Source organism: Salinicoccus cyprini, assembly GCF_007713705.1.
In the GTDB taxonomy this organism is placed as follows: Bacteria; Bacillota; Bacilli; order Staphylococcales; family Salinicoccaceae; genus Salinicoccus; species Salinicoccus cyprini.
The window spans coordinates 1046608-1058445 of the sequence record NZ_VMSJ01000001.1 but is presented as its reverse complement, the minus strand read 5'-3'; the positions used below and the strand labels follow the sequence as shown (position 1 = coordinate 1058445).

Here is an 11838-nt window from a genome sequence, read left to right as displayed (position 1 = left end):
AGAAAGGAAGATCATAGTGTCCCTAAGAGATGATGCATTAGAACTTCATAAAGAAAAACAAGGTAAACTTTCCGTAAACTCCAAAGTGGAGATAAAAGACAAGGAGGCGCTGAGCCTCGCCTATTCACCAGGTGTTGCAGAGCCATGCAAGGAGATATATGAAGATGAGCGTACGGTCTTCGACTATACGATCAAAAGCAATACTGTCGGTGTCATCACAGACGGTTCTGCAGTGCTCGGCCTTGGCAATATCGGTGCAATGGCAAGCCTGCCGGTAATGGAGGGCAAAAGCGCCCTGTTCAAAAACTTCGCAGGTGTCGATTCATTCCCGCTTGCACTGGATACGAACGATGTCGATGAGATTGTCAGGACAGTCAAGCTGCTGACGCCTGTCTTCGGCGGCATCAACCTGGAGGATATCTCTGCACCAAGATGCTTTGAAATCGAGGAGCGCCTTGGCCGTGAGACGGATATACCGGTCTTCCATGATGACCAGCATGGTACTGCCATCGTTACACTGAGTGGTCTGATGAATGCGTTGAAACTGACCGGAAAATCTCTGAATCAGATCAAGGTCGTTCTGAATGGGGCAGGCGCTGCGGGTGTGGCAATCGTCAAACTGCTGCACAGCTTCGGCGTCAAGGAAATGATCATGTGCGATTCAAGAGGCGCCATATATGAAGGCAGACCGAATGGCATGAATGATGTCAAAGATGAAGTCAGCCGTTTCACCAACCATGCCCATAAGCAGGGTGAACTCAAGGATGTCATCGAAGAAGCGGATGTATTCATCGGTGTATCAGTTGCAGGTGCACTGACAGAGGAGATGGTCAAAACCATGGCCGAAGACCCGATCATATTCGCGATGGCGAATCCAAATCCGGAAATCATGCCTGAAGATGCCAAGGCAGCAGGGGCACTCGTCATCGGTACCGGACGCAGCGACTTCCCGAACCAGATCAACAATGTACTTGCATTCCCCGGCATTTTCAGAGGGGCGCTTGATGTCAGGGCGACGCACATCAACGATGAAATGAAAAAGGCGGCTGTACTGGCCATTGCAGACCTCATCGAGGAAGACGAACTGACAAGCGACTATGTCATTCCGGACCCTTTCAACAAGGAAGTCGCCCCGCGCGTCGCCAGAGCAGTGGCAGAAGCTGCCATGCAGACCGGCGTCAACCGTATCAAGGTGGATCCGGAAGCAGTCTATCAGAAAGCGCGCAGTCTGACGCTCTGATAATGGATGATATGACAGAAAGAAAAGGTCTGGAAAACATTGTTGAAGAAATTCACAATCTGATTGAATCAGAGAATATCCAGGTCGGTGACAAGCTGCCGAGTGAAAGATATCTCAAGGAAAAACTGAATGTCAGCAGACAGAGTGTCAGGGAAGCATTGAGAGCACTTGAACTGCTTGGCATCATCTATGTACGTCGTGGAGAGGGCACTTTTTTAGCTGACGTCGACAGTCACCAGCTTTTCCAACTTATCGGAAAATATCTCATCAGAACAGAAAGACAGCAGAAGGAAATAATTGAAATAAAACAGATGATAGAGGCCTATGTGAAGTCCAAGCATGATGACGACAGCATGGATGTCGAAGCCGATGACAATCAGATCATGAAGAAGATCTACGTTCTGCTCGATAAATACTCACAGGCCTTCAAATCGTAAAGAAACAGGGAGTTTATTATGCTAAAAGACTTGTTCTCCAAGCTGAATAAGAAAGTTAATGAAACAGACCGTAAAGACGGCACATTTGAAAACAGTGAAGCAATCATGACGAAGTGCCCGAGCTGCAAGAAGATACTGTATTCCAAAGAACTATATAAACGGCTGAATGTCTGCACAAACTGTGAACACCATCTGCCGATCACTGCACCGGACCGGATGGAAGCACTGATGGATGAAGGCACCCTCAAGCCGATTCTTGAAGAGATTACATCCGCCAACCCTCTGAATTTCCCGAACTATGAGTCGAAGCTCATCAAAGACAGGGAGAAGACGGGTCTGAATGAGGCGGTAGTATGCGCTGAAGGCGAGATAGTGGGCAATAAGGCAGTGGTTGCCATCATGGATGCCCGCTTCAGAATGGGCAGCATGGGTTCTGCTGTAGGCGAAAAACTCGCCAGAGCGTTCGAATATGCGACAAAACGCCGTCTGCCTGTCATCGTCTTTACAGCAAGCGGCGGTGCACGCATGCAGGAAGGCATCATCTCACTGATGCAGATGGCTAAGGTGAGCGTGGCCATAGAACGCCATAGTCAGGCCGGCCTGCTCTATATTGCCTATATGACAAATCCGACCACTGGTGGCGTTTCCGCAAGTTTCGCCTCTGTCGGCGACATCAATCTCGCTGAAAAAGGCGCGATGATCGGCTTTGCCGGCAGACGGGTCATTGAAGAGACCATCAAGGAAAAGCTGCCGGAAGACTTCCAGACAGCCGAGTTTCTATTGAAGCACGGGCAGCTGGATGAGGTCGTCAACCGCAGGGATATGAAAAACTATCTCGGAAGAATACTGAAATTGCATAGTGAGGTGTGACCATGGCGTTTGATTTTGAAAAGCCGATATTCGAACTGGAAGAAAAGATCGGAGAACTTGAGAAGTATGCTGCAAAGAACAAGCTGGATCTGACGAAGGAAATCAGCTTTCTGGAGAAAAAAGTCGAAGATAAGAAAACAGAAGTCTATACCAATCTGACACCATGGCAGCGTGTCGAGATCGCAAGATATGTAAAACGGCCGACGACGTTGGAATATATTGAGGCAATGTTCGATGATTTCATCGAATTCTTCGGCGACCGCGCCTATAGTGACGATGCTGCGATCGTAGGCGGAATCGCCTCCTACCATGGCACAGCCGTGACCGTCATCGGACACCAGCGCGGACGTGACACGAAGGGCAACATCCATAGAAACTTCGGCATGGCCCATCCGGACGGCTACCGCAAGGCACTGCGTCTGATGAAGCAGGCCGACAAGTTCAATCGTCCGGTCATCTGCTTCATCGATACCAAGGGTGCGTATCCCGGCAAGGCGGCGGAGGAGCGGGGGCAGAGTGAATCCATCGCCCGCAACCTTGTTGAGATGGCGGGCCTCAAAGTACCTGTCATCAGCATCGTCATCGGAGAAGGGGGGTCCGGCGGTGCATTGGCGCTTGGCGTATGCAATCGTCTGCTGATGCTCGAGAATGCCACATATTCCGTCATTTCGCCTGAAGGTGCAGCAAGCATCCTGTTCAAGGACGCTTCCCTCAAGGAGATAGCAGCGGAATCCCTCAAGATCACTGCAGCGGACCTCAAGGAATTCGGCATTGCCGACGAGGTGGTCGAAGAGCCGCAGGGCGGTGCGCATAACGACCGCGAAGCGGTGTTTGGTGCACTTGACCGGACCGTCCAAAAGCATCTGGATGAACTTTCCGGAATGGATGGACAGCGTCTGATGGACGACCGCTATGATAAATATATGAATATTGGAGTCTTTTCCGAACAGTCCTGATAACGGCTGTTCTTTTTTAGGAGTAAAAGCGGTTTCAGCCATTCAAATGATGGATAAGGAAAGTCAGGTATGATATTTTAAGGATAAGATAACGTTTCAACGGAGGGAACACATGAAGAAAATAGCTGTACTGACAAGCGGTGGCGATTCCCCTGGCATGAATGCCGCGGTAAGGGCCGTCGTAAGAAAAGGCATCTACGAGGGTGTCGAGGTCCATGGTGTCTACCAGGGCTACCAGGGGCTTGTCAACGACAATATAAAGAAGCTTGAGCTCGGTGACGTGGGTGATATCATCCAAAGGGGTGGTACGAAGCTCTATTCGGCCCGCTGTCCGGAATTCATCGAACCCGATGTCAGAAAAAAAGCGATTGCGAATCTGCAGAAACGTGGCATCGACTCTCTCGTCGTCATCGGCGGGGATGGTTCCTACAGAGGTGCACAAAGGCTGAATGAAGAAGGGATAAAAACAGTCGGTGTTCCCGGCACGATAGACAACGACATCAACGGCACCGACTACACGATCGGCTTTGATACCGCATTGAACACGATTGTGGATGCTGTCGACAGGATCAGGGATACGGCGACAAGCCATGAACGGACGTTCATCGTCGAAGTCATGGGAAGGGACGCAGGTGATCTCGCCCTATGGGCAGGTGTTGCCGGCGGTGCCGAGACCATCCTCATTCCAGAATCCCATTCGGACATCAAGGAAGTTGCAGAAAGAATCGAGACAGGAATGAAACGGGGTAAGAAGCACTCCATCATCATTGTGGCGGAAGGTGTGATGACTGCTGCACAATGCGGTGAGGAATTGCGTAAATATATCAATATAGACACACGCGAAAGTGTACTCGGGCATATGCAGCGCGGCGGTAAACCGACCGGCAGCGACCGGGTCCTCGCTTCAAGGCTCGGCGCCTATGCTGTCGAGCTGCTGCTCAACGATGTTCATGGCCATGCAGTGGGTATAGAAGATAATCGCCTGACTAGAACGAGCTTTGATCGGGTATTTGAAGAGAGCCACAGAATCGATGAAGGACTGTTCAGACTTTCAAAAGAGTTATCCATATAGGAGGAATATATAAATGCGTAACACTAAAATAGTATGTACGATCGGACCTGCTTCCGAAGCACCTGAAATGCTGGGCAAGCTGATTGATGCAGGGATGAATATTGCCCGCCTGAACTTCTCCCACGGGGATCATGAGGAACATCGTGCAAGAATAAGGAACATCAGGGAAGCTGCTGATAAGGCAGGCCGTACTGTAGCGATCATGCTTGATACGAAAGGTCCTGAAATCCGTACGCATACAATGGAAAATGGCGGCATCGAACTTTCCAAAGGCCAGGCAGTCAGTGTGTCCATGGAGGAAGTCGTCGGTACACCGGAAAAGTTCTCTGTGACCTATCCGGGACTGATCGATGACGTTGAGACAGGTGGTGTCATTCTGCTTGATGATGGACTGATTGAACTTGAAATCGAAAAGATAGATCATGAAAATGGGGAAATTCATTGTCGAGTATTGAACAACGGTCTTCTGAAAAATAAAAAGGGTGTAAACGTGCCGGGTGTTTCCGTGAAGCTTCCGGGAATCACCGAAAAGGATAAGGAGGACATCATCTTCGGTATCGGTGAAGGCGTCGACTTCATAGCTGCAAGCTTCATCCGCACCAACAAGGATGTGCTCGAGATCCGTGAGCTGCTGGAGGAGAAATCCGCTGCACAGATCAATATCATTCCGAAGATCGAGAACCAGGAAGGCATCGATAATATTACGGAGATTCTGGAAGTATCAGATGGACTGATGGTCGCCCGTGGAGATATGGGTGTTGAAATCCCGCCTGAATCCGTACCGATGGTGCAGAAGGATCTGATCAGGAAATGCAACCTGCTCGGCAAGCCGGTCATCACAGCAACGCAGATGCTTGATTCGATGCAGAACAACCCACGCTGTACACGTGCTGAAGCAAGTGATGTTGCCAATGCCATCTACGATGGTACGGATGCCATCATGCTCAGTGGTGAGACGGCAGCAGGAAGCTATCCACTCGAGTCTGTCCAGACGATGGCAAGCATCGCCGTATCGGCTGAAGCGGCGCAGGACTACAAGAAACTGCTGTCAGAGCGGACGAAGTCACTGCAGACGACACTCGTGACCGCCATCGGTGTTTCAGTGGCGCATACTGCACTCAATCTGAAGTGTAAAGCCATTGTCGCTGCTACCGAATCGGGCCATACTGCAAGAATGATTTCCAAATACCGTCCGCATGCGGATATCGTTGCAGTCACACCGCACAGCCACGTCGCAAGACAGCTGCAGCTCGTCTGGGGTGTCCACCCTGTAGTCAAAAAAGGGAAGAGGGACACGGATGAACTCCTCAACGTCTCAGTATCCGCAGCAGTGGAGAAAGGATTCGCCGGACAGGGAGATCTGCTGATTATTACTGCAGGTGTACCGACAGGGGAAGCGGGCACAACCAACCTGATGAAACTGCATATTGTCGGCGACAAGCTGATCATGGCGCAGGGCATCGGCCGAAAAAGCACAGTCGGTGAAGTTGCAGTAATCAGATCTGCAAGTGAGATGGCAGATCGGGATCTGGCTGGAAAAGTAGTGGTCGTACAATCCGTCGACTCCGATATGACACCTTATCTTGAAAAGGCTGCAGGTCTTGTCACGGTGGAAGGCGGTCTGACATCCCATGGAGCAATTGTAGGCCTCAACCTCGATCTGCCTACCATTGTAGGGGCGGCGGATGCACTGGATGTTCTTCAGGAAGGCATGATCATCACAGTTGATGCCGAACAGAACAGCGTCTTCAGTGGACACGCCAACGTACTATAGGAGAATTCCGTGAAAAGGGTACTGGGAAGTACCCTTTTTTTGTTGTGGACCGGCAGGTCGGCCGGTATAATGGTGATGAGGTGGCAAAGATGAAAAAGTTATTATTGCTGGCAATGATTCTATTGCTCGCAGCATGTGGAAATAATGGGAGCGGCAATGAAGCTTCCAATGAGGAATCGCAGGAATCGACCGAAGAATCATCAGACTCCGGTTCTGATGAAGAAACACAGACAACAGAAGAAGAGGGCGCGGTAGAAGCACCTGAAATCATAGAGGAAGCAAACGCGGCATGGGGAGATACTGTAAGCTATGAAGCAAGACAGACCTCAAGCATTTCATCTGGTGATGGCCAGTATGTCGTAAGGACGATCACCACCAGAAGTGAACAGAATGAAATCAAGATAGAAGTGGATGATGGGGAACAGATACAGACCCATTATGTGGTTGATGGTGAGCATTTCATCTATCAGAATGGCAGTATAGAAGCACAGGACCAGTCACTTGAGATGGAGAACAGCGCATATGGAGATCTGCTGTCCCAGCTGGAACCCTTGTCTGCAGGTACAGTTTCAGAGCAGGATACAGGCTATGAGATCAGATATGAAATAGACAGCCGTGAAGATGCGATACCGTTTTTCAACGATGAGGTCCAGAACGTCATCCAGGATGTTGATATGTTCAATGGTCTGATTACAGTTCAATTCAATGAAGACTACCAGTATACCGGGGCGGAGCTGACGTTGACAGTCGGCAGCGGCCAGGAGGAACTCAATATTACATCCAACATCACCATGGATCGGATAGGGGAAATCGACCTTATCGAAAAACCGAAGGAAATGTAGAAGCATCGTCCGTTTACAGCAAACGGACGATTTTTTTACTTCTCATATGTACACGCCAGTGTAATTATACATGATTTTAATTATTCAAAAAATTGACATTATTATACAAGCTAAATAGAATATAGGGTACAAGGGGGAATTGAAATGTCAGAGATTGATTACAGGAAAATTGCATCGCAGCCCGAATTCGAGTCACTTCTGAAAAAGCGCAACAAGTTCATTCTGCCAATCAGCATATTTTTCATTATTGCCACGCTGCTGTTTCCAGTACTTACCGGCTATACCGACATCCTCAATAATGAAGCATTCGGTAATATTTCGTGGGCATGGATCTACGCGCTTCTGCTCTTCATTATGGTGTGGACTCTTGTAACCGTTTACATGAAGCGGGCGAAAGCGTTCGACAAGGAAGCGGATGAAATCATCAGGAAGTACAGGGAAGGGGAATACAAATGAATCTGACAGTCATCATCATGTTTCTGGTATTCGTAGGAGCAACTTTGGTCATTACATATTTTGCTTCCAAACGGACAAATTCCACAAAAGATTTCTATACAGCGGGCGGAGGTCTGACAGGCTGGCAGAACGGACTGGCCATTTCCGGTGACTATCTGTCGGCAGCTTCATTCCTTGGAATTGCCGGTGCCATTGCACTATGGGGATTTGATGGTTTTTTCTATAGCGTCGGTTATCTGACAGCATATCTTGTTGTCCTGTACATCGTTGCCGAGCCGCTCAGAAACCTCGGGAAGTATACAGTTGCCGACATGATTGCAGCACGTTTTGAAATGAAGAAGGTCAGAGCGTTTGCAGCACTGTCCTCGATTACAATCGTCATCTTCTACATGCTTGCCCAGCTCGTCGGGGCAGGGGCGCTCATCCAGCTGCTTTTTGATATTCCATACAGCGTTTCAGTCATCATCGTCGGCATCATGATGACCATCTACGTCCTTTTCGGGGGCATGACGGCCACGAGCTGGGTACAGATGGTCAAAGCGATACTGCTGATGATCGGTACGATACTGATTTCATTCCTCGTACTGCTCCAGTTCAATTTCAATATATTCACGATGTTCGGCGAAATGAAGAATATCACCGCGCCCGAGCTTGAAGGGTCGTTTCTGAATCCCGGGGCTCAGGGCGAGTCACCGCTCAATAACATTTCACTGATGATCGCCCTGCTGTTCGGTACAGCCGGTCTGCCACACATCCTCATGAGATTCTTTACCGTAAGAGACGCAAAGACGGCGAGAAGCTCCGTAATGTGGGCCACATGGATCATCGGCATATTCTATATACTCACCATATTCCTCGGCTTCGGGGCCGCAGCGCTTCTGACGAGGGAAGAGATCATTGCAGCCAATCCAGCCGGCAACATGGCGGCACCGCTGCTTGCTGAAAGGCTGGGTGGAGATCTGCTCATGTCATTCGTTGCAGCTGTGGCATTTGCAACCATTCTGGCTGTCGTTGCCGGGCTGGTACTTTCCGGCGCCAGTGCATTCGCACATGATATATACGCCCAGGTCATCAAGAAAGGACAGGTTTCCGAAAGCCAGCAGATGCTTGCTGCCAAAATTGCAGCATTCAGTGTCAGTGTACTTTCCATCATTCTCGCCATTTTTGCGCAGGATCAGAACGTTGCATTCCTTGTATCTCTTGCTTTCTGTGTCGCTGCAAGTGCCAACTTGCCGGTCATCGTCTATACGATTTTCTGGAAGCGTTTCAATACACAGGGTGCGATTGCCGGCATCATAACCGGACTTGTCGTTTCCCTCGTTCTGGTCATACTCAGCCCGAACGTCATGGACCCTTCCGGAGCCGGATTCATTGCAGTGGAACCGATATTCCCATTGAATAATCCTGCTCTGATTTCAGTGCCTGCCGGTTTCATCGGCGCATTCCTTGGAACATTCCTCGGAAAACCGGAATCCCATGAAAAGTACAGGGAAGTCAAAGTAAAATCCGTCACTGGAATATCAACATCCGATGTCAGCCACTAAATATAAGATTAACTTATGAGAATCGATAAGTTAATTAATCATTTCTTAATTAGACGATAATTCTATGAAATTATCGTCTTTTCCCTTTTGTAAGGGCTTTCGAGGCGGTTAACGATATAATTTTCACAATCTGTAGAAGATTCTTGAATTGTTCACAAACCTTTTGAATTTGATATAATGGACTTAAAGCCAGATGGCTATTTAATGATTTACGAGAAGGAGAATCGATATGTCTGACAAAAAAGGTTTAGAAGGCGTTGTAGCGGCTGAGTCCCGCATCAGTTCCATCATTGGTTCACAACTTACTTACTGTGGTTATGAAATCGATGACCTCGCTGAAAATGCACTGTTTGAAGAAGTCGTTTTTCTGCTTTGGAATGATAGGCTGCCGAATCAGAGCGAATTGGAAGCATTCCAGGGTAAAATGTTTGATTACATGACACTCAATCCACGGATTTATGGTCATTTCGAAGAATACGCTGCAGATAAGGTGCATCCGATGACAGCTGTGCGGACCGCACTGTCCTATCTTGCCCACTTCGACCCGAATGCCGAGGATATGAGCGATGAAGCCAATCAGGAAAAAGCGATTCGCATCCAGGCAAAGATTGCGTCGGTAGTCGCAGCATTTTCCAGAATCAGAAACGGCCAGGAAGTCATCAAGCCGAAGCAGGGTCTGACTTATGCTGCGAACTTCCTCTACATGCTGTATGGCGAAGAGCCGAACGATACACAGGTGGAGGCAATGAACAAGGCGCTTGTTCTGCATGCTGACCATGAACTGAATGCATCTACATTCACAGCCCGTGTCTGTGTGGCAACGCTATCTGATGTCTACTCCGGCGTGAGTGCAGCAGCTGGCGCACTGAAAGGTCCACTGCATGGTGGTGCCAATGAGCGCGTAATGCAGATGCTGTCAGAAATCGAATCTGTCGATGCAGTGGAAGGCTATCTCGAAGAGAAGTTTGCGAACAAGGAAAAGATCATGGGCATGGGCCACCGTGTATACAAAGAAGGAGATCCACGTGCCAAGTATCTGAAGGATATGTCGAAGAAGCTGACAGATGAGGCAGGAGAGCCTGAATTCTATGAGAAATCCGTTAAGATCGCCGAGGTTGTGGAAAGGGAGAAAGGTCTGCTTCCGAATGTCGACTTCTTCAGTGCCACTGTATATCACTCACTCGGCATCGATCATGACCTGTTCACACCGATCTTTGCGGTCAGTCGTGTTTCCGGCTGGCTCGCACACATCCTTGAACAGTATCAGGATAACCGTCTGATCAGACCGAGAGCGGAGTATATCGGTCAGACAGGCAAGAAGTATGAATCGATTGAAAACAGATAACGGATCGAGATCAAAAACTGGAGGAATATAATCTATGTCTAGTCAAAAGATAACTACAAATAATGGTGTCCTTAATGTACCGGATCAGCCTGTCATTCCCTACATCGAAGGGGACGGCATCGGCCCGGACATCTGGAGTGCAGCAAGCAAAGTACTGGATGGCGCCGTAGAGAAAGCCTATGATGGCAAGAAGAAAATCGAATGGAAAGAAGTGCTTGCCGGACAGAAGGCCTATGATAAGACAGGCGAATGGCTGCCACAGGAAACACTGGATACGATTGATGAATATCTGCTGGCCATCAAAGGCCCATTGACAACACCGATCGGCGGCGGCATCCGTTCCCTAAACGTTGCATTGAGACAGGAACTGGATCTTTTCACCTGCCTGCGTCCCGTCAGATATTTTGAAGGCGTGCCTTCTCCGTTGAAGCGTCCTGAAGATACAGACATGGTCATTTTCCGCGAAAATACCGAAGATATCTATGCAGGTATAGAATTCCAGGAAGGTACGGATGATGTCAAGAAAGTCATCGACTTCCTGCAAAATGAAATGGGCGCCAAAAACATCCGTTTCCCTGAAACTTCCGGTATCGGCATCAAGCCGGTTTCAAAGGAAGGTACGGAAAGACTTGTACGTTCAGCAATCAACTACGCGATTGAAAACAATCGTCCATCTGTAACACTTGTCCATAAAGGCAACATCATGAAATTCACTGAGGGAGCGTTCAAAGCGTGGGGCTACGACCTTGCAGAACGTGAATTCGGAGATAAGGTCTTCACATGGAAAGTCTACGATAAGATCGTTGAGGATGAAGGCCGTGAAGCTGCGGACAAAGCACAGTCAGAAGCTGAAGCAGCTGGCAAAATCATCATCAAGGATGCCATTGCAGACATCTTCCTGCAGCAGATTCTGACACGACCGAAGGATTTCGGTGTTGTTGCGACCATGAACCTGAACGGAGACTACATCTCCGACGCGCTTGCAGCGCAGGTGGGCGGTATCGGCATTGCGCCAGGAGCCAACATCAACTACGAAACAGGACATGCAATTTTCGAAGCTACTCATGGTACTGCACCGAAGTATGCGGGTCTTGATAAAGTGAACCCTTCTTCAGTCATACTTTCAGGTGTACTCATGCTCGAGCACCTTGGGTGGCAGGAAGCTGCTGACCTGGTTACGAAAGCAATGGAAAAAACAATTGCTTCCAAAGTCGTCACGTATGACTTCGCCCGTCTGATGGATGGTGCGACAGAAGTGAAGTGTTCCGAATTTGGAGATGAACTCATCAAAAACATGTAGGC

11 protein-coding genes are annotated in these 11838 nt (G+C 48.9%); all 11 read left to right on the top strand.

What is annotated here, in order from left to right; genetic code table 11:
* The first annotated feature begins 16 nt into the window (after positions 1 to 16).
* The 11 genes from ystJ (at position 17) to icd (ending at position 11836) form a co-directional block, all read left to right on the top strand.
* Positions 17 to 1240 (top strand): NADP-dependent malic enzyme, encoded by a 1224-nt coding sequence (gene ystJ / locus FO441_RS05255; protein ID WP_145286797.1) that lies wholly within the window; start codon positions 17 to 19, stop codon positions 1238 to 1240.
* Between the two features lie 2 nt (positions 1241 to 1242).
* Positions 1243 to 1677, top strand: coding sequence for a FadR/GntR family transcriptional regulator (locus tag FO441_RS05250; protein WP_237604917.1), 435 nt, complete (start codon positions 1243 to 1245; stop codon positions 1675 to 1677).
* An 18-nt stretch (positions 1678 to 1695) separates the two neighbouring features.
* The gene (gene accD, locus FO441_RS05245; protein ID WP_145286794.1) at positions 1696 to 2547 is read left to right on the top strand and encodes an acetyl-CoA carboxylase, carboxyltransferase subunit beta; all 852 of its coding nucleotides are present in this window, start codon (positions 1696 to 1698) and stop codon (positions 2545 to 2547) included.
* 2 nt (positions 2548 to 2549) lie between these two features.
* Positions 2550 to 3503, top strand: a complete 954-nt coding sequence (locus FO441_RS05240; protein ID WP_145286792.1) for an acetyl-CoA carboxylase carboxyltransferase subunit alpha — start codon at positions 2550 to 2552, stop codon at positions 3501 to 3503.
* A gap of 112 nt (positions 3504 to 3615) precedes the next feature.
* Positions 3616 to 4575 (top strand): 6-phosphofructokinase, encoded by a 960-nt coding sequence (gene pfkA / locus FO441_RS05235; RefSeq protein WP_145286788.1) that lies wholly within the window; start codon positions 3616 to 3618, stop codon positions 4573 to 4575.
* Positions 4576 to 4588: 13 nt separating this feature from the next.
* Positions 4589 to 6349, top strand: coding sequence for a pyruvate kinase (pyk, locus tag FO441_RS05230; protein WP_145286785.1), 1761 nt, complete (start codon positions 4589 to 4591; stop codon positions 6347 to 6349).
* Between the two features lie 89 nt (positions 6350 to 6438).
* Positions 6439 to 7191 carry a hypothetical protein gene (locus FO441_RS05225; RefSeq protein WP_145286782.1) on the top strand — a complete coding sequence of 251 codons (753 nt, stop codon included), beginning with the start codon at positions 6439 to 6441 and terminating at the stop codon, positions 7189 to 7191.
* A 144-nt stretch (positions 7192 to 7335) separates the two neighbouring features.
* A complete protein-coding gene (locus tag FO441_RS05220; RefSeq protein ID WP_145286779.1) occupies positions 7336 to 7647 on the top strand; it encodes a DUF485 domain-containing protein in 312 nt (103 codons plus the stop codon).
* On the top strand, positions 7644 to 9191 hold the full coding sequence (locus tag FO441_RS05215) for a solute symporter family protein (protein ID WP_145286757.1): 1548 nt from the start codon (positions 7644 to 7646) through the stop codon (positions 9189 to 9191). Before FO441_RS05220 ends, FO441_RS05215 begins: the two co-directional genes overlap by 4 nt.
* A gap of 229 nt (positions 9192 to 9420) precedes the next feature.
* Complete coding sequence (locus FO441_RS05210; protein ID WP_145286754.1) at positions 9421 to 10536, top strand: citrate synthase; 1116 nt, start codon at positions 9421 to 9423, stop codon at positions 10534 to 10536.
* Between the two features lie 34 nt (positions 10537 to 10570).
* Entirely contained in the window at positions 10571 to 11836 is a 1266-nt protein-coding gene (gene icd / locus FO441_RS05205) for an NADP-dependent isocitrate dehydrogenase (protein ID WP_145286750.1), read from the top strand.
* The last annotated feature ends 2 nt before the right edge of the window (positions 11837 to 11838 follow it).

Excerpts from the sequence above, each read along its gene's own strand:
- FO441_RS05225 (WP_145286782.1), top strand. The coding sequence starts at position 6,439 with ATGAAAAAGTTATTATTGCTGGCAATGATTCTATTGCTCGCAGCATGT.
- FO441_RS05210 (WP_145286754.1), top strand. The coding sequence starts at position 9,421 with ATGTCTGACAAAAAAGGTTTAGAAGGCGTTGTAGCGGCTGAGTCCCGC.
- FO441_RS05220 (WP_145286779.1), top strand. The coding sequence starts at position 7,336 with ATGTCAGAGATTGATTACAGGAAAATTGCATCGCAGCCCGAATTCGAG.
- FO441_RS05215 (WP_145286757.1), top strand. The coding sequence starts at position 7,644 with ATGAATCTGACAGTCATCATCATGTTTCTGGTATTCGTAGGAGCAACT.
- FO441_RS05250 (WP_237604917.1), top strand. The coding sequence starts at position 1,243 with ATGGATGATATGACAGAAAGAAAAGGTCTGGAAAACATTGTTGAAGAA.
- FO441_RS05240 (WP_145286792.1), top strand. The coding sequence starts at position 2,550 with ATGGCGTTTGATTTTGAAAAGCCGATATTCGAACTGGAAGAAAAGATC.
- pfkA (WP_145286788.1), top strand. The coding sequence starts at position 3,616 with ATGAAGAAAATAGCTGTACTGACAAGCGGTGGCGATTCCCCTGGCATG.
- icd (WP_145286750.1), top strand. The coding sequence starts at position 10,571 with ATGTCTAGTCAAAAGATAACTACAAATAATGGTGTCCTTAATGTACCG.
- accD (WP_145286794.1), top strand. The coding sequence starts at position 1,696 with ATGCTAAAAGACTTGTTCTCCAAGCTGAATAAGAAAGTTAATGAAACA.
- pyk (WP_145286785.1), top strand. The coding sequence starts at position 4,589 with ATGCGTAACACTAAAATAGTATGTACGATCGGACCTGCTTCCGAAGCA.